The sequence below is a fragment of the Corynebacterium sp. sy039 genome (genome assembly GCF_007904105.1).
GTDB lineage: Bacteria > Actinomycetota > Actinomycetes > Mycobacteriales > Mycobacteriaceae > Corynebacterium.
The window spans coordinates 1,219,821-1,238,262 of record NZ_CP042325.1; the positions used below are offsets into that span (position 1 = coordinate 1,219,821).

Annotated in this window: 15 protein-coding genes and 2 pseudogenes; 1 reads left to right on the plus strand and 16 read right to left on the minus strand. The window is 44.7% G+C overall.

From position 1 onward, the window contains the following. Positions 1 to 13 precede the first annotated feature (13 nt). Both FQV43_RS05505 and pyrR read right to left on the minus strand, forming a co-directional pair. Entirely contained in the window at positions 14 to 955 is a 942-nt protein-coding gene (locus FQV43_RS05505; RefSeq protein WP_146339357.1) for an aspartate carbamoyltransferase catalytic subunit, read from the minus strand. A gap of 2 nt (positions 956 to 957) precedes the next feature. Continuing rightward, positions 958 to 1,521, minus strand: a complete 564-nt coding sequence (pyrR, locus tag FQV43_RS05510) for a bifunctional pyr operon transcriptional regulator/uracil phosphoribosyltransferase PyrR (protein ID WP_144272956.1) — start codon at positions 1,519 to 1,521, stop codon at positions 958 to 960. 313 nt (positions 1,522 to 1,834) lie between these two features. Between pyrR and FQV43_RS05515 the strand changes: the two genes are divergently transcribed. Next, entirely contained in the window at positions 1,835 to 3,190 is a 1,356-nt protein-coding gene (locus FQV43_RS05515) for an NAD-dependent epimerase/dehydratase family protein (RefSeq protein ID WP_168195051.1), read from the plus strand. Between the two features lie 58 nt (positions 3,191 to 3,248). Here FQV43_RS05515 and nusB read toward each other — a convergent pair whose 3' ends face one another. From nusB to FQV43_RS05585, 14 genes and pseudogenes are all read right to left on the minus strand, one after another. After that, positions 3,249 to 3,914 (minus strand): transcription antitermination factor NusB, encoded by a 666-nt coding sequence (gene nusB / locus FQV43_RS05520; protein WP_371710939.1) that lies wholly within the window; start codon positions 3,912 to 3,914, stop codon positions 3,249 to 3,251. A 62-nt stretch (positions 3,915 to 3,976) separates the two neighbouring features. Continuing rightward, positions 3,977 to 4,542, minus strand: a pseudogene (gene efp / locus FQV43_RS05525) (elongation factor P). A 128-nt stretch (positions 4,543 to 4,670) separates the two neighbouring features. Then, positions 4,671 to 5,769, minus strand: a pseudogene (locus FQV43_RS05530) (aminopeptidase P family protein). A 52-nt stretch (positions 5,770 to 5,821) separates the two neighbouring features. Beyond that, entirely contained in the window at positions 5,822 to 6,259 is a 438-nt protein-coding gene (gene aroQ / locus FQV43_RS05535; RefSeq protein WP_146340440.1) for a type II 3-dehydroquinate dehydratase, read from the minus strand. A gap of 2 nt (positions 6,260 to 6,261) precedes the next feature. Beyond that, a complete protein-coding gene (gene aroB / locus FQV43_RS05540) occupies positions 6,262 to 7,353 on the minus strand; it encodes a 3-dehydroquinate synthase (RefSeq protein ID WP_146340442.1) in 1,092 nt (363 codons plus the stop codon). Between the two features lie 78 nt (positions 7,354 to 7,431). Next, positions 7,432 to 7,959, minus strand: a complete 528-nt coding sequence (locus FQV43_RS05545) for a shikimate kinase (protein ID WP_144273432.1) — start codon at positions 7,957 to 7,959, stop codon at positions 7,432 to 7,434. A gap of 130 nt (positions 7,960 to 8,089) precedes the next feature. Next, the gene (gene aroC / locus FQV43_RS05550; protein ID WP_144273433.1) at positions 8,090 to 9,301 is read right to left on the minus strand and encodes a chorismate synthase; all 1,212 of its coding nucleotides are present in this window, start codon (positions 9,299 to 9,301) and stop codon (positions 8,090 to 8,092) included. Positions 9,302 to 9,393: 92 nt separating this feature from the next. Beyond that, a complete protein-coding gene (locus FQV43_RS05555; RefSeq protein WP_146339363.1) occupies positions 9,394 to 9,873 on the minus strand; it encodes a prepilin peptidase in 480 nt (159 codons plus the stop codon). Between the two features lie 59 nt (positions 9,874 to 9,932). Next, positions 9,933 to 10,763 (minus strand): shikimate dehydrogenase, encoded by an 831-nt coding sequence (locus FQV43_RS05560; RefSeq protein ID WP_144272962.1) that lies wholly within the window; start codon positions 10,761 to 10,763, stop codon positions 9,933 to 9,935. A 154-nt stretch (positions 10,764 to 10,917) separates the two neighbouring features. After that, positions 10,918 to 12,069 carry an endolytic transglycosylase MltG gene (gene mltG / locus FQV43_RS05565; RefSeq protein WP_144272963.1) on the minus strand — a complete coding sequence of 384 codons (1,152 nt, stop codon included), beginning with the start codon at positions 12,067 to 12,069 and terminating at the stop codon, positions 10,918 to 10,920. 143 nt (positions 12,070 to 12,212) lie between these two features. Continuing rightward, complete coding sequence (gene ruvX / locus FQV43_RS05570) at positions 12,213 to 12,752, minus strand: Holliday junction resolvase RuvX (RefSeq protein ID WP_146339365.1); 540 nt, start codon at positions 12,750 to 12,752, stop codon at positions 12,213 to 12,215. Between the two features lie 9 nt (positions 12,753 to 12,761). Beyond that, positions 12,762 to 15,434, minus strand: coding sequence for an alanine--tRNA ligase (alaS, locus tag FQV43_RS05575; RefSeq protein ID WP_146339367.1), 2,673 nt, complete (start codon positions 15,432 to 15,434; stop codon positions 12,762 to 12,764). Between the two features lie 194 nt (positions 15,435 to 15,628). Continuing rightward, positions 15,629 to 16,960 (minus strand): replication-associated recombination protein A, encoded by a 1,332-nt coding sequence (locus tag FQV43_RS05580; protein WP_144272966.1) that lies wholly within the window; start codon positions 16,958 to 16,960, stop codon positions 15,629 to 15,631. Between the two features lie 16 nt (positions 16,961 to 16,976). Continuing rightward, entirely contained in the window at positions 16,977 to 18,260 is a 1,284-nt protein-coding gene (locus FQV43_RS05585) for a phosphotransferase (RefSeq protein WP_246846995.1), read from the minus strand. Between the last annotated feature and the right edge of the window lie 182 nt (positions 18,261 to 18,442).

Genomic DNA, 18,442 nt, shown 5'->3' on the forward strand with positions numbered 1-18,442 from the left:
TGTTTCTCCACTGTTAAAACCCTGGGGTTTGAGAATTAGCAAGCAAGCTAAACAACACCGCCATACGTGCATGAACACCATTACTGACCTGCTGGAGAATTGCTGTTCGATCTGCGTCTGCAACAGAAAAATTAATTTCCATACCACGCAACATAGGCCCTGGGTGCATGATAATTGCCTCATCTTTTAGGCGTGCTTCACGAGCTTCGCTCATAGAATACAGCGTCGCATATTCTCTATGCGACGGGAAAAAACCACCATTCATACGCTCTTGCTGCACGCGCAGCATCATGACCACATCAGCATCATCTATCTCTGCATCCATGTCATAAGAAAAACGCACCTGCCACGTTTCAATACCAGGTGGTAAGAGCGTCGGAGGTGCGACAAGAACAACATCAGCGCCAAGTTTACTCAATACATCAACATTTGAGCGAACAACTCGTGAATGTAAACAATCGCCTACAATCACAACTTTTTTCCCTTCAATGGTGCCTAAACGCTGCCGCATTGTTACTGCATCAAGCAATGCTTGTGTCGGATGCTGATGAGAACCATCACCAGCATTAATAACGCTCGGTCCCTGACCATTGGGAGCCACCCAGCGCGCCAATTGCTGTGCAGCACCCGAAGAAGGATGGCGGATAATGATTGCGTCAGCACCAATCGCACTCAAGGTCAAACCAGTGTCTTTAAGAGATTCACCCTTTTTCACTGACGACGAAGACGCAGAAATGTTAATCACATCAGCACTCATCCATTTACCGGCAGTCTCAAAGGAAGAACGCGTACGGGTAGAGTTCTCATAGAAAAGTGTAAAAATTGTTCGACCACGTAACGTAGGTAGTTTTTTTAATTCCCTACCAGCTAAAGCCTCTCGAAAACGATCAGCTTCATCCATAAGCGCAATAATCTCGTCTTTACTTAAATCCGCAATAGAAAGCAGATGCTTCATTGCTAACCTCTCTTCGTAAGAACAACAGCGTCTTCGCCGTCAATACTGCTGCTGAGAACTTTTACATCTTCATGACGTGACGTAGGCAAATTTTTACCAACATAATCAGCACGAATAGGTAACTGTCGGTGACCTCGATCAACCAAAACAGCAAGCTGCACTTGCTCTGGTCTACCAATATCACGCAAAGCATCCAATGCAGCTCTGATTGTGCGTCCAGAAAACAGCACATCATCGACCAAAATAACAGTCACCCCATCTATTCCTGATGCAGGGATATTAGTTGGCTGCAAAGCACGATGTGGTTTCGCACGAAGATCATCACGATAGAGTGTGATGTCAATGGAACCTACTGGTATTTCCCGAGAACTAAACTCAGTGATTTTCTCAGCTAAACGCTGTGCTAATGGCACTCCCCCTGAAGGAATGCCCAGCAAAATAATTGGAGGAGCGTCGGGAGCATCAAAAGCAGTTTTCTCAATAATCTGATGAGCCATACGTGCAATAGTGCGCGACACATCTTCACCAGATAGTAACTGCACAGTTTCTACCGAAGAATCAAGCATATGTTTCCTTTCCCGCCTCTCAGTGCGGTCTGTTAAAGGATATTTTCTCTGTATCTGAATCACTCATATTGATGACAGCTCGTAACTCATCACTATCACATATGAGCGTTCAAGATCACTTTCTGAGTCTAGCACTATACATACCTACGTGTAATCTCTTATCTGAATTCATACTCCTCTTGCTTCATTGTTTGCACAAAACTGCTCCCTAATACGCAAAGACGTCTAAAGGAGTACAAAGATCCCCAATGGCAGTAGAAAACCAGGGCAAAAATACTAGACTATGACCAAAGAACTTTTTAGGAGAAAACTTATGGAGCATAGCATAAGCCATAATGTGCCGGCGGAACGCAATGTTATTTGGCAATGGCATACTGCACCTGGTGCCATAACAAGGCTCATGCCCCGCTTTTATCCTTTCACACCCCATAGCATTACCCCATCCTTATCTACTGGTACTGTTGTCTATCACCTTCCTGCCGGTCTGAAGTGGCAGTCTCGTTATGATCTTTCTGGTTATCTATCGGGATACTGTTTTAGTGATGTGTGTACAACATCCCCTATTCGACACTTATCCCATTGGCGGCATACCCATGTCTTTGCCACAAGCGATTCCTCCGCAACGCAAACAAAACAACTCCCGACGACAAAAATTACTGACACTATATCGACGAGACTCCCCCTACGCTCTATAACTGCTTACCTTGCTTACCGACAGCACCAGCTCATTCAGGATATTACTGCTGCACAACGTTTTCATATGCTCTTTGGCACAAAGATACCACTCTTATGCTCTGATGCCATCAGATCACCACTACGCATTGCACTCACGGGAGCAACAACTACGCTTGGGCGAACACTCGCTGCCCAATTAAATACTCTTGGTCATCACGTCATTGAGCTTAACGAGTATCAGAAAAAGCACAATACCCATGATCTCGGCAATGAACATCGCTGTTGGACTCCTCATAGTCCAGCACATGATCTGTTAACAGGCGTTGATGTCTTAGTCCATCTTGCTACGCAACAGCCAAAGAAAAATGCCACAAATACCACATCGCATGAGGCAACTGAGCTACTGATCAATAATGCTCATGCGCATGGCTGCACCAATGTCATCATTGCTGATCATTCGCATACTGAACCAGAAGCCTTACAACACTACCTTTCTCAGTATTCTAGGGAATCAATACGCATAACATATGTGAGCAGCAGCACTGTCGTCAGTGGTGCTCATGGCATTGTTCCGCTACTAAAAACTCTGTTTTCCGCAGGTCTAGGCGTAGGAAGTCGACTGATGAACAACGAAACATGGTTCTCTTGGATTAGTATGGATGACCTCACTGATATCTATGTACGAGTAATCCTTGATGAGAGTATTTCAGGCATTCTTAACGCATCAAGCCCAGAGAATATACAGATAAAGCAACTGGTACAGCACTTAGGCCACACAGTAAAGCAATCAGCCAAACTTCCGTTTCCTACCTTTGCTGCCTTTAATCCTCAATCACTATTCCGTACAACTGCGTGGGATAAGTCGTTTTTCTCCCACAGTAAAACCACGTCCGAAAAACTCACAGAGCTCAACCATACTTTCCGCTATCCGACGATCGACCTTGCCCTTACCCATGAGTTAGGCACCGAACAACTTTATAGCGCACAAAAATAAATCAATAGGCTATGAAATCACTCATAGCCTATTGATCACGTCGTTAAGCAAGAACACGTCATAGGGAGTTCTCTGATTCAGATGCAGCAGGAGTCTCACTTTCTTGTGACACTGCCGTTTCATCATCAGCCGACACAGTGCTATCGTCCAACTCTAGATGAGCGAGATCAGTGTCTACAAAATCACTTGACGCATCAGATTCTCCATCATCTCCGTCTCGTGTTTCTTCTTGTGCTCTGGAGCGAACCTCTTCGATATTATTCATGATCGTATCCAACAAACCATTAATATAGTCTGGTGCCGAATCGATCGAATACTGCGAAGCAAGTTCCACTGCGTCAACAAGCGCCGCTTTCAGAGGGACATCTTCATTAAAGAGCATCTCCCAAAGTGCAACACGCAACACTGCTCTATCGACGCCAGGGATACGACTTAATTCCCATTCATTGCTCAAATGCGCAGCAATTGTCTCATCTATGCGATCGAGTTCCTCGGCCACTCCCTGCACAATTACCTGCGTATAGTCGGCAATAGGGGCGACAGCATTGTCGAGATCTTTAGCAAGCTCTACCCGTTCTGCCACAATAGCAACTGGATCTACGTCGCGAGTTTCTGCCTCGAACAAAATCTCCACCGCACGACGACGTGCTTTATAGCGTGATCCATGACGCTTAAAATTACGTGCAGCAGCACCAGCCTTTTTGTTTTTTTCTTCCACTGGAATATTCTCAGACCTCAATTATTTGGATAGAAACGTGTGCACCAGTATGGTGCACAGAGTTGAGATTAGTTATTGACGCGAGAGATATACGAGCCATCACGCGTATCAACTTTTACGATATTTCCAGTCTCAATGAACAATGGAACTTGAATCTCAGCGCCAGTTTCTAGAGTAGCTGGTTTAGTACCACCGGTAGAACGATCCCCTTGCAAACCTGGATCTGTGTGCTCGATACGAAGATCCAAAGAAATAGGCAACTCAGCAAATAGTGGCTCACCTTCATGGAAAGAAACTTGAACGGTGGTGTTTTCCAGAAGGAACTTTGCTGCATCACCAAAAAGATGAGGTGCAAGTTCGTGCTGTTCATAAGTCTTAGCATCCATAACGACATAAGAAGATCCATCATTATAGAGGTAACTCATATCACGTCGATCAACACAGTTGCTGTTTCTACCTTGACACCAGCGTTGAATGTTTTATCAGTTACTTTGCCTGACACCACATCTTTGAGCTTGGTACGTACAAAAGCAGGACCTTTACCAGGTTTTACGTGTTGAAACTCAATAATTTGCTGTAGCTTATTATCAATCTTAAGTACAAGACCATTCTTGAAATCAGCAGTGGTTGCCACGAGAAAACTTCCTTATAGTATTTGGCATCATGAATATCAGTACCGATTATGCACAGAGTGCATAAAACAAACTAATGTTAGCAGATTCCTACCTTAAACGCAGTTTCGCCTCGGCTAGGCGTGGGCGGCTACCCAATAACCTGAAACTCTTTACTCAAACTATTCGTAAGATTCTCTGGCTGTCCTGATGTAATGATGAGCGTATCCTCAATACGCACCCCACCCTTACCAGGGATTATATATGCCAGGTTCAATCGTCAATGTCATATTTTCTTCTAGCACACCACTTGCCCCTCGAGCAGCATACGGTGCTTCATGCAGATCTAAGCCCACACCATGACCCGTTGAATGAACAAAATATTCACCATAACCCGCGTCGGTAATAATATCGCGACATGCCTTATCAACATCAGCTAAGGCAGTACCTGCCACAGCAGCTGCACAACCTGCTTGTTGTGCACGTAATACCACATCATAAATTTCACGAGTGAAATCAGTAGCATGTCCCATGATGAACGTTCTTGTAGTATCCGAATTAAAACCATGTGCATGAGCACCAAAATCAATGGTGACAAAATCACCTGCTTGGATAAGTCGATCTGACGCACCATGATGCGGTTTAGCAGAATTAGGACCAGAAGCAACGATGGTATCAAAACTTGGGCGTTGCGCACCTTTTCGACGCATCCGGTACTCCAAATCTGCTGCAACATCAGATTCTTTACGCCCAACTGCTAATTCACCCGCGTCGATAAGCTCTTGTAGAGCACTATTAGCTAGATCTGCGATTGCTCTGAGGCCATCAAGTTCCTGAGAGTCCTTGACGCTCCGGATTTTCTCAATGACCCCACGTACTGGCACCAAAGTAATATCTTCCCCCACAGCAGACTGGAGTTTTTCCAGTTCTGCCACAGACACATAATCAGCCTCAAAACCTACGCGACGAGATCCGGTTACTTGCTTGAGCAATTCCACAGCAGTATCTCTAGCTTCCACGCACTCAAGATCTGGTACTTCCTCTGCTATCTGAGTCACATAGCGACCATCAGTAGCTACTTGTGCAGATAAGTCTTTCGCCAAAATTAACGAACCATTAGACCCGGAAAAACCAGAAAGGTATGCCACATGAGTCAGATGCGTAACCAGCATCATGTCTACTCGCTGTCCAGCTAATGTTGCTGCTAGGTTACGTCGTCGATTTGCAAATCGAGTATCAGAAAGAGCCATTATCTTCGAGTTTCCTTTCCAGCAAAATGCGTAAACGATGAAACTGTCACTACTATTGTAGCGTGCCAGAGAAGTGCTCTAAAGCATAAAGATACCCAGCTGTACCCAAACCAGCAATCACGCCCAGAGCGATAGGTGATAAATAGCTATGATGTCTAAAAGGCTCTCTGGCATGAACATTCGATATGTGTACCTCAATAAAACCCACACCATCGCTTACTTCTGCAAGGGCATCTCGCAACGCTACTGAAGTATGGGTAAAACCACCGGGGTTAATCACTACTGCCCAATTTTTATCAGCAGCTTCATGCACCCATTCGATCAGTTCGCCTTCATGATTGGATTGACGAGTTTCTACGGAAACTCCTAGCTCTTGAGCTTTATCATAAATCAGTGTTTCTAAATCACGCAAGGTAGTTGTGCCATAAATGTCTGGCTGTCTTTTCCCAAGACGATCAAGATTAGGACCATTAAGCACCAAGATATGCATTGTCATTTACTTTCTGTACTAGCAGTACCTGAGATTGCTTCATATGCTGCACGCATTTCTTCCTCTGTAGCATCCTCAATACGCATGGGATCAGCAATATCGTTAATAGCAACAAAACGAATACGCCCCGTACGATTCTTTTTATCATGACGCATTGCGACGAAAAGATCATCCCACTCTGAGGCACTATAGCTTGTTGCTAAACCTATTGAATCCAGGATTCTACGATGTAAGTCTAATAATTCAGCAGAAATTATGCCCCGGTTGAAAGCCAAGTGAGCAATAAACATCATGCCTACTGCCACTGCTTGTCCGTGCCGCCATGTATAGTCTTCACAGCGCTCAACTGCATGCCCAAAAGTATGACCATAATTCAAGATCTCTCTTAACGAAGATTCAGTTAAATCTTGGCTCACTACCTGTGCTTTTACCTTTACGGATCGCACAATCAATTCAGGCAATAGTCCTCGTGGGTCAAGGCATGAAGAATTACTGTGTTCATAGTGATCAATGATGACCGGATCAGCTATAAAACCCGTTTTAATAATTTCAGCAGAACCAGCAATAATTTCTTCTTTAGGCAGCTGATCAAGAAAATCTAAATCAATAAATACTGCACTGGGTTCATGGAAAGTCCCCACAAGATTTTTCCCGGTCATAGTATTAACGCCAGTTTTTCCACCTACAGAAGCATCAACCATGGCTAATAAGGTGGTAGGAACATGAATAACCTTGATACCACGCATCCAAGCCGAAGCGACAAACCCAGCAAGGTCGGTGACCGCACCACCGCCAAAACCAATGACAGCATCATTACGGGTGAAAGAATGCTGTCCGAGAGTATTCCAACACTGTCCCGCTATTTCTAACGTTTTCCCAGCTTCTGCGTCTGGAACCCCCATCACCACAGCAATGATTCCAGCCTCGGCACATTTTCTAGCCAAATTATCTGCATGACTACGCACAGCTGGCTGAGTAATAATCGCGACGCGCTGTACTTCCAGAGCACGAATAAAATCAATAATTGTTCGTTCTAATCCGCGCCCAATGCTTACTGCATAAGGCGATTGTCCACGAACTTCAACGCGTGTTATGTCCTCAACCATTTTTCTGTACTCCTCAGCTATAAGCGATCTTCTCGTTAATACACCGCTTATTCATTACCCGCTTCATTACTGCCCAGTTTCAATGAAACCAAGAATATCAGCTACCACTTTCTGTGGTCCGCGACGATCAGAATGAACTCTAAACCGAGACACCTCCCGGTAAAATGCCCTACGCTCTTTCAACAGTTCACGATAATGGCTAATCGGATCATTAGCTTGCAAAATCGGTCGATTGGTTCCTGAAAGCGTCCGACGCACACCCTCTTCAGCAGTGATATCTATCCACACAACTACATGGCTTTTGAGTAATTGCCGCGTCGCTTCTGTTATAACAGCTCCACCACCAAGGCTCACAACACCATCGCTACGCAATGCCTCTTGCACACATTGTGCCTCGACTTCTCGGAACTTTTCTTCACCTAGTTCATGAAAAACCTCTCCGCACTTTTTGCCATATTTCTGTTCGATCAACGTATCAGTATCAACGGTTTCTTTATGCAAGGCTCGTGCTAAACGACGACCCACTGTGCTTTTTCCCGCCCCAGGTGGACCTACAAGCACCACAATAGGACGAGTGACAATCGGAGCACTCATTGCATATTGTGCTTTTGCACCATCAGTTTGCTCTACTTTTTGTGTGTCGTCGTCTCTTGTGATTTCTTGTGTATTTTCTTCTGTTACAGTCTCTACATCAGTCACTATGCACCACCTACTCTGATATTCTTTAAGCCTCAAACCGCAAGCGTGTGTCAATATATTGTTGGTAGGAATCTATGTTTCTCTTTGTTTCCCCCAGACTATCCCCACCAAACTTTTGCAAAACAGCTCGTGCAAGCACCAATGCCACCATCGCCTCTGCAACAACACCAGCAGCAGGAACAGCAACTACATCTGAGCGCTGGTGAATTGCTGTTGCAGCAGCACCAGTGTGCATATCAATAGATTTGAGTGCACGAGGTACCGTTGAAATCGGTTTCATCGCTGCTCGGATACGTAATGACTCGCCATTTGTCATTCCGCCTTCCAAACCACCAGCACGATTTGTTTCGCGAATTATTTTTCCATCGTTATCACGAATAATCTCATCATGTGCCTCTGAGCCACGTCGAGTAGCTTCAGCAAAACCGTCGCCAATTTCCACGCCCTTGATCGCTTGAATGCTCATCAAAGCAGCTGCAAGTTGCCCATCCAGACGATCATCAGCAGATATGTGCGACCCTAGTCCAATAGGTAGTCCATCAACAATCACTTCAATAATTCCGCCAAGAGTATCACCACTCTTCTTTGCTGATTCAATTTCAGCAATCATGGACTGCTCAGCTTCTTTATCAAAGCAACGCACCGGAGATGCATCAATGCTATCGAGATCAGCGAAAGTAGGTGATACGCCATGATAAGGTGTGGAACGCCCTATGGAAATAACGTGAGATAATACCTCAACACCTAGAGTTTCTCTTAAAAAAGCACGTGCCACCGTTGCTGCAGCAACACGTGCAGCTGTTTCCCTTGCTGAGGAGCGTTCGAGAACAGGGCGCGCTTCTGCAAAATCGTATTTCAGCATTCCAGCAAAGTCAGCATGCCCTGGTCGTGGTCGTTTAAGCTGAGCACCCCGACCTGACTGCATAGCTGCTGCTACTTCTGGATCCTCAAGATCAAGAGGGTCAGCGGACATGATTGTTGTCCATTTAGGCCATTCGGTGTTGCCAATCATAATGGCAATAGGACTGCCTAGCGTTTTTCCGTGTCGAATACCACCAAGAAGCGTTACCTCATCTGCCTCAAATTTCATTCGTGCACCTCTGCCGTACCCAAGACGACGACGAGCTAGCTGGAAAGAAATTTCTTCCCGAGTAATTGGCACACCGGCGGGCATATGTTCAATCATGCTCACCAATGCTTGACCGTGAGATTCTCCTGCAGTAGTCCAACGAAGCATAAAGGCAATTATTACATGAAAGTGCTCAATATCTATTTTTACCCCCGCCTTATCCCCTATATCTTTCTTTAACAGCACACAGCTAGATGTATTCATAGGCATAGATGCCCTAGCACTATGACAATAGTTGCTCCGATCATCGCTGGACCATGCGCTACACTCGATGTCCTTGCACCAAAGCAACACCGTATGAGAAAAACCACAATAGATATTGCATTGGCTAATGCAATTGCCATAATCAGGTTTTTGATATGGAAAAGTAAGTCGACTCCTAAAAACTCTTTATACCCACTCAATGTAATTACCATACCGGTACTTACTGCAAGCCGAATATCTCCGCCACCTAATCCTCCTGTAGCGATAGCAATGAGTAGATAAACAATAGTCCATGCTAGAGCATTGAACACCGCATAACCCATTGCTGTAGGCATAACCACATATATGAGCGCTACAGATAACACAGCGCTCCAACAGGTATAGCGGTGCGCAAGCCTGTGCTGACGTATATCTTCTTTACAAAGCAGTGCCCATACTAGTGCTAATAAGACACCAATGCTGATAACGCATAACATATCCCCCACCCCCTGTATTAATTTTTCCGATGTTCCATTACAAATGGAGTGCTCTCATGTTAGCGCAATCCCAATGCTTGTTCTAGTGCTTGAAACATAACTTCCCGTGGAGCTTGCTGCCCCGTAAAAAGCTCAAATTGACTATAGGCTTGATACGCTAACATAACATGACCACCAACTGCAGGAATTGCTCTCTCATAGGCAAGTTCTTGTAAAGGAGTAGGCGCTGGATCATAGATAACGTCGATAAGCGGAGCGTGAACAATCTGCGGTGCATATCGAGCGACAACAGCAGAAGGAACAGTAGAAATAATGACACTGCTCCCAGAACATATTTTCCCTAAATCCTCATCATAAGAATGCATATTAAATTTTGTTGCACTACGCTCAACCAAAGGAAGAAGTTCCGCAGTTTTATCACTTCGATTAATCACCGCCACATCATTGATACCAAGCTGAGCTAATGCCCATAATGTGGGGCGCGCAGTACCACCGCCACCAATAACTACTGCCCTGTCGCCTGGAGAAAATCGAGTAATCCCTAATTGTTCAAGGCTTCCTATGATACCTTCGCAATCAGTATTATCTGCATACCATCCTAAGTTTTCTGTAGCTACCAGCGTATTAGCAGAACCGATTTCTTGTGCACGATTACTTACAGTGTTTGCAAACGATAAAGCCGCAAATTTTGCTGGCATCGTTACTGAAAAGCCCTGATAACTATCAGAAAGTGAATGCACTAACCCAGGCAATTGTTCTGCTGTACATTCATAGCGATCGTAGTGCCAATTCTTTAAGCCAAGAGCAGCATAGCCAGCATTATGCACAATAGGCGACAAAGAATGTTCGATGGGATAACCAAGAACTGCGACTCTATGCATATCACCCATGTTCTCGCCTTCTTCATTGTTCTTGTGAAAGAACATACTCATTTTTTAATAAGAGATCAGATGCAGGAATACGTCGGTAGAGTATGCAAAAATCTCCACCGACGTTTTCTTTAGATTTTTTCAGGAAACAGTGTGCGCAAAAGACTCTCCTGATTTAACGATTGGAGTCTAACACTCCATTATCAGCAGATTGTTGAATTGCCGCTAAATGTTCCTCAAAGGTATTACTGAAAACAGTAGTTCCGTTCTTGTCAACAGTAACAAAGTAGAGCCATTGCCCTTCTGCTGGCTTTTCCATAGCTTCAATAGCTTTGACAGAGACACTGGCAATAGGCGTGGTTGGTAACCCATCCATGGTGTATGTATTCCATGGGGTCAAACGCGCCCTATCTGCGTCGGTAGTAGCCACCTCTTGTTCTGGCAAATCATAATTCACTGTAGAGTCAAACTCTAGGCGCTGTGGAACGGCTAACCTATTAAGAATAACGCGTGCGACCTTATCAAAATCATTAGCAGGTGCCTCTCGCTCAATGAGTGAGGCAGCAGTCAACAAGTCATAAGGAGAAAGATTAACCACCTGAGCACGATTAACAATATCGGTTTTCTCAAATTCCTTTGCGGAACGCTGAATCAAATCTTTAAGAATTTCTTTGGCATTAGCAGATGGATCAACAACATACTGACCAGGAACAATAAGCCCTTCAAGTCTACGCGGATCATTCCCACGTCCTTTGACTTTTTCAATTGCCCACTCTGGTACACCCAGCTCTACTGGATCGGTTTGCGCTGCAACATCCTGGAGAGATTGTGCACTAATACAATTATCAGCCCCCTGTGCACACGTCACTTGGGAAATAAGCGTATAGATGCCATAGCGAACATCTCCACCAACAACTTTTGAGTCCATTAAGGTAGAGCCACCCTGCACATTGAGCACTTCTACTTGATTTTTCTCATCAAGTAAAGCATTCACTGCAGCTTCAGCACTCATTTCCTCTTGAAGGCGATAAAATCCTGGTTTAATCTGCGAAGCGCGAGGATTATTAAAAGCTGCACTCTGAAAAGCGTCATTAGAAGCAACAATACCGTCTTTACTCAGCTGTGGCCCCAACTCAGAAAGACTTGATCCCTCTTCAACTTGCACCAACTTGACTGTACCGTTGCCTGAACCAGAATAATCCGACTCACCATGGTTAAAAAAGTGCACTCCGATATAGATCACCGCACCGATTAAAAGCACCAGCGCAGCGCATAACACTGCAAGACCTCTTTGACGACGTTTCACGTATTTGCTTTCCATCCGCATTTTCGTAACAAACCTTCCGCATCTCCAAAGCGCTAGCAGTGTGACATAAAGTTTTACCACTAAACTCTGAATAATGTTTCTGAAAGAAGATTACAAGATGATTACAACATTACTTGGATAAACACAGACATTCGCAGAATAAATCAATGACATTCAAGATTATCGTCATGATCGTGCATATGGTCGTGCTGATATCTCTGTCGAGCATCTAACCAAGACTGCAAAATCTCTACTGCAGCTGCTTGATCAATCACGTTTCTGCTTTTCTTATGACTCCTACCAACCGCAGCCATAGCGTTATATGCCACAACAGTTGTCAAACGTTCATCAGCAAACCTTATAGCAACAAATCTGCCTTGCTGTTTTAAGCGCCGCTTCAGTCGAAACGCTATTTCTCTAGCATGACGCACGCTGCGAGAACCATTACCTTGGAGATCTCTCGGCAAACCAATAACAATTTCTACTACTGCATATTCATCAATCAAGTCCATTAATCGATCAATATCTGCACCATCAGGATCTCGGTAATGAGTAATTCTCACAACTGTTTCTACTGGAGTAGCCAATCGTGCATCTCGATCAGAAACAGCCACCCCAATCCGCACAGTTCCTACGTCAATGCCAAGACGTCGACCCGCTCCTGGATCATTATGACCAGGGGTATCCGCATTGACGTAGCCCATCTACTCTCCTTAATTATTCTCAATCGCATCCTTAATAGCGGTAAATCCAGCATCTATGCCGGCAGCATCACTACCAGCTCCCTGAGCCATATCTGGTTTACCACCACCACGACCGGCAACATAACTGGCCAAAAGTTTTACTAAGTCCCCAGCTTTAAGACCACGAGATACTGCTGCTTGGGAAACGGCAATCACAAAAGGCACTTTTTCAGAATCCACACTACTGAGCACCACTACTGCTTCTTTAGAGCCAAAAGAGTTCTTCAGATCGCTCGCAATAGAACGAAGATCCTGGGCAGATACTCCATCAGGTAGTTGGCTGCATACCACTTCAACACCATTAACGAGAATTGCCTGAGACTTTAACTTTGCTGAATCAGCAAGCAGTTGCGCACGACGCATATCCTCAATAGTTTTTTCTGCCTCTTTTAATTTATGCACAAGCTGCTCAATGCGCTCTGGCAAATCCGAGGAAGGAGTCTTTAACATTGTGGCAAGGTTTTCTGCTAATACACGTTCTTTAGCCAGATAACGCATGGCATCAAGACCAGTATATGCTTCAATACGACGCACACCAGAACCCACAGAAGACTCATTAAGTACGCTAACAGGACCAATCTGTGAAGCATGCGCTACGTGGGTACCACCACATAATTCCATAGAAAATGGTCCACCGATCTCGACTACACGCACCACGTCACCGTAGTTTTCCCCGAATAATGCCATAGCACCCATCGCTTTAGCTTCTTCAAGTGAAGTTTCTACAGTATTGACTTGCCAATCGCGATCGATGGCTTCATTCGTGAGCAACTCAATTTGTTCTAGTTGCTGTGAGGTTAATGCATCAGTGTAGTTAAAATCGAAACGCAAATAGCCTGGCTTATTCATAGAACCTGCCTGAACAGCAGTAGGACCGAGCACTTGACGCAAAGCACCATGAATAAGATGAGTAGCTGAATGCGCTTGGCGTGCAGCATGGCGCCATTGTGTATCCACGCTCGCACGCACTACATCGCCAACGCTCATGCCGCCAGAAACTACATGAGCTTTATGCACCCAAAGTTTCTTAGCAATTTTTTGCACATCATCAATCTCGACAACACTGCCAGACATAGTGAGCTGACCACGATCACCTAATTGTCCACCTGACTCAGCATATAGTGGTGAACGATCAAGAATAACCTCAACAGATGACGTAGTACCTTCAGGTACTTCATCAACTTTCTTGCCGTCGATAAGCAAACCAATGATTTTTGCTTCTGACTCTAATTCATCATAACCGCTGAATTGCGTTGGATTCTCATCCACCCATTGCCGATAGACTGACAAATCAGTATGACCATGTTTTTTCGCACGATTATCTGCTTTCGCACGTGCTTTCTGCTGTGCCATGAGGTCATTAAAACCATCAAGATCCACAGATAGCCCAGCTTCAGAAGCCATTTCGAGAGTCAAATCAATAGGGAAACCATACGTGTCATGGAGGGCAAAAGCATCAGAACCAGCAATCGTGCGTTTACCTGATTGCTTGATATCTGCCGCTGCTTGCTCAAAGAGAGATGTACCTGATTCTAGTGTTTTTAAGAATGCATTTTCTTCAGTGACAGCAACACGAATAATGCGCTCACGATTATCTACAATTTCCGGATACGACGGAGTCATAGTATCCATGATGGTGTTGATGAACTTTTCCATGGTTTGTCCCTGCGCACCCAACAAACGTGCAGAACGAATAATTCTGCGCAACAAACGACGCAGAATATAACCGCGCCCTTCATTACCAGGGGTTACGCCATCGAGAATAAGCATCATGGCAGTACGCGAGTGATCAGCAATCACTCGGAAGCGGATATCATCAGTGTTGTTTTTCCCATACACGCTGCTGGTCAATTGCTCAGCTATATCAATAACTGGACGTAACAGATCTGTCTCATATACGTTCTCTACGTTCTGCAAAATACACGCAACACGTTCTACGCCAAGTCCAGTATCAATGTTCTTTTTCGGCAACGGACCAAGAATATGGAAATCATCTTTACCAATGCCTTCACCACGTTCGTTTTCCATGAAGACCAGATTCCAAATCTCCATGTAGCGGTTGTCATCAGCAATAGGACCGCCTTCTTTTCCATATGCACTGCCGCGGTCATAGTAAATTTCTGAGCACGGCCCGCATGGCCCCGGAACACCCATTGACCAATAATTATCTGCCATCCCTAACCGTTGAATACGCTCAGTAGGGACACCAATATGGTTATGCCAAATATCTGCAGCTTCATCGTCGTCAAGATAGACCGTTACCCACAATCGCTCTGGATCTAACCCATACCCACCATCTGCTACCGATGACGTCAATAATGACCAGGCATTCTCAATAGCGCCTTGCTTGAAATACTGACCAAAGGAGAAATTACCTGCCATCTGAAAGAATGTGTTGTGGCGCGTGGTAATTCCTACCTCATCAATATCTAAGGTACGCACGCATTTTTGGATAGAAGTGGCAGTTCCATTAGCAAAAGGTGGCGTTTGCTGCCCCAAAAAATATGGCTTGAATGGCACCATTCCAGCATTGACGAATAGTAAGTTTGGGTCATCTAAAATCAGAGAAGCACTTGGGACAAAAGTATGTCCTTTTTTAACGAAGTGGTTAATAAAACGTTCTCTGATTTCGTGTGTTTGCACGATGGTATTCCTCGCTTTTGCTTTCTAACTACACAATGGCAAGCAGCAGCGCCCTAGGCGACACTGCAACAACTATTTTTCATTATCACTATTTAAGTTATGAGATTATTGTCGCATAGTACGACATACTACGCACATACACTCTACCCTCTTTGACACCACTTACCTACTTTCAACCTGACACCGCTATGGATCTACTGAGAGCGTGTATTACCGCGCACTATCCGACGCAATTTCCCCAGGTAATCACTAATCCTTTTCTCCACACCATGATCCGTAGGTTGATAATAGACTGCACTATCTAGTTCTCGTGGGATATATTGCTGGGTTATCACTCCCGACGGATGATCATGCGGATAACGATAGCCAACAGCATTACCCAAGCGTTGTGCACCAGCATAATGTCCATCACGCAAATGTGCCGGTACAGGTGGATTAAGCCCAGAACGCACATCATTCAAGGCCGCGTCGATTGCCCGCACTACTGCATTGGATTTAGGCGCCGTGGCTAGGTGAATAGTTGCTTGAGCCAAAGGTATTCTTGCCTCGGGCATTCCCAGCAACTGTGCTGCCTGAGCTGCCGATACAGCAATAGTCAATGCTTGAGGATCTGCCATACCGATATCCTCGCTAGCATGTACCATTAACCGACGCGCAATAAAGCGAGGATCTTCTCCTGCTTCAATCATCCTGGCGAGATAATGCAATGCCGCATCTACATCAGAGCCTCGAATAGATTTGATAAATGCACTTGTGATGTCATAATGCTGATCTCCATCGCGATCATATCGCACAATAGCACGATCGATATTTTCTTTTAAGATTTGTGGCGTCAGTTGTCCACCATCGGCAACTGCTTCAGCAGCCGCTTCAAGATACGTCAGTGCTCTACGTGCGTCGCCAGATGCTAACAAGACAAGTTGTGCAATAGCTTCATCAGTAACACTAATCCGACTCGCCAATCCACGTTCACTCTTAATTGCACGCTCAATTACTTCAGTAATATCAGCATCATCGAGAGGATGTAAATTAAGAATGAGCGAACGAGACAACAATGGTGCCACCACGGAGAAAGAAGGATTTTCCGTGGTAGCTGCTACCAGAAGAACAATTCTATTTTCTACAGCGGCAAGCAACGCATCCTGTTGAGTTTTAGAAAATCTATGCACCTCATCAATAAAAAGAACTGTTTTTTTATTATCAATTAACTCACGACGTGCCTGATCGATAACAGCGCGAACTTCTTTTACCCCAGAGCTAAGTGCCGATAGTCCTACAAATTGATACCCAGTAGTTGCACTAATCAACGAGGCAAGTGTGGTTTTTCCAGTACCAGGTGGCCCATACAAAATAACCGATGCTTCACCTGCTCCTTCGATAAGTCGTCGCAAAGGGCGCCCAGCTCCTAAGAGATGGCGCTGCCCGACGACTTCCTCAAGAGTTTGTGGACGCATTCTTGCCGCTAATGGCGCATGTTCATACGTAGAACGTTGCGCATCAGCTGAAAATAAATCATGCTCAGTCATCAGTCACCATATATAGCTAAGTCTGTTTTACATCTAAAAACTTGATTACCTCTGCAGAAAATTGCGCTACAGACGCAAACTGTAAGTCCCTGCCACGAACTGCATAGCGATAGATTGCCTCAAAGGTTTCTCGTATATCCTGCCTAATCATCAAAAAATCATGTGGTACGTCATGCGGATCGCCAAATATCAGTTCAGTGATAGGTGAAAAGAACTCACATAGTGTCTCACTATCATGTTCATTGTCACATTCTTTTTTCTCTTGAGCTAAGACAGAATCAAGATCATCAATGTACCACTCTGGATCCACTTGGAAGAGCATCATAGTCAGTGAAGATAAAGCCCACCCCAATAAAGAGCTCATGATTCTATTACTCAACCACTGAGGATCGCGTGTATGAGGCCAGGTATCACTAATTTCATTAAGCCATGCTTGAATGAAAACATCTGCTTCTTCATCGCTGATGCTTCGGGAAGACAAGTATTGAGGAAACCCAGCTATGACGCAAGCAATGTCGAAAGTGCAATCGCGAAAACCAGCTGATTCATAGTCTAGAAAATGCGTTTTATTAGCAACAATGATGTTATCTGGTGATAGGTCAAACGGGGTAAACCCACGATGATGCCCCGCCGTCAATCTATGCTGTGCGCTGCGGGCATATTCCTCCACCACTTCAGGTATCTGAATACCAACACGTTGAAGCAGACTTTTACCTACCGGAATGGAAGAAAGGATAACACGCTCACGATATTTATATATCTCTTGCACATTTTTGTGTTTCAGCAGCATTCGATTAAGCAAAATAGCAAAATCCTGTTCCTTACCCGCTGTTCCAGCATGCATTTTTCCAATTGCTTCCCCTAAATCCCGCAAAATAGAAAGACGCACGCGATCATCTTTAGTATCCAATAATTGTGCAAAAGTATCTCCGTCACCAGAGTCGCTAATAACAATAAGACGCTTCTCGACGTCATGCGCTAGCAAAACAGGTCCTGGACGAGCCTCCTCTGGTAAGGAAGTGGTGAATTGATATGCAACAATTTCTCTTAAGAAAGCAGAATGATCGAAGAGCAATCCAGTCAGAGGCATATGTTTAAGAATTACTGAACGCTGCTGAATAAATGGGGAGGCTACCAATCGTGCACGAATGACTACTGCAATACCAGATCCAGATAAAAGCTGAATATCTGTTAACTTCTGGCTGCCGCCAAAGCGCTGCGACAATAATTTTTGTGCATTAGTAACGATATCGTTAATGAAACTCTCATCAACGATTAATTCTTCATCGTGCTCATTCATCTCCACAGGCACCATGCTCCTTCCTTATAAGCTCAGTCACTGATCTTTTCTCGATGACCGGGACCGAGCACCGAAAGAAATCCAGTAGTCCAGTGTAGAACTTTTAGATAGTGAATTCACCTATTTCTTCCCATAAATGCTAAAAGGTGTATCCGCTTAGAGCGAACACACCTGAAAGGTTT

Excerpts from the sequence above, each read along its gene's own strand:
- mltG (WP_144272963.1), bottom strand. The coding sequence starts at position 12,069 with ATGCGGATGGAAAGCAAATACGTGAAACGTCGTCAAAGAGGTCTTGCA.
- FQV43_RS05585 (WP_246846995.1), bottom strand. The coding sequence starts at position 18,260 with ATGAATGAGCACGATGAAGAATTAATCGTTGATGAGAGTTTCATTAAC.
- FQV43_RS05505 (WP_146339357.1), bottom strand. The coding sequence starts at position 955 with ATGAAGCATCTGCTTTCTATTGCGGATTTAAGTAAAGACGAGATTATT.
- FQV43_RS05555 (WP_146339363.1), bottom strand. The coding sequence starts at position 9,873 with ATGTTATGCGTTATCAGCATTGGTGTCTTATTAGCACTAGTATGGGCA.
- FQV43_RS05580 (WP_144272966.1), bottom strand. The coding sequence starts at position 16,960 with ATGACTGAGCATGATTTATTTTCAGCTGATGCGCAACGTTCTACGTAT.
- FQV43_RS05560 (WP_144272962.1), bottom strand. The coding sequence starts at position 10,763 with ATGGGTGATATGCATAGAGTCGCAGTTCTTGGTTATCCCATCGAACAT.
- ruvX (WP_146339365.1), bottom strand. The coding sequence starts at position 12,752 with ATGGGCTACGTCAATGCGGATACCCCTGGTCATAATGATCCAGGAGCG.
- FQV43_RS05545 (WP_144273432.1), bottom strand. The coding sequence starts at position 7,959 with ATGAGTGCTCCGATTGTCACTCGTCCTATTGTGGTGCTTGTAGGTCCA.
- aroQ (WP_146340440.1), bottom strand. The coding sequence starts at position 6,259 with ATGCATATCTTGGTGCTTAATGGTCCTAATCTTGATCGTCTTGGGAAA.
- aroC (WP_144273433.1), bottom strand. The coding sequence starts at position 9,301 with ATGCTTCGTTGGACTACTGCAGGAGAATCTCACGGTCAAGCATTGGTG.
- FQV43_RS05515 (WP_168195051.1), top strand. The coding sequence starts at position 1,835 with ATGGAGCATAGCATAAGCCATAATGTGCCGGCGGAACGCAATGTTATT.
- pyrR (WP_144272956.1), bottom strand. The coding sequence starts at position 1,521 with ATGCTTGATTCTTCGGTAGAAACTGTGCAGTTACTATCTGGTGAAGAT.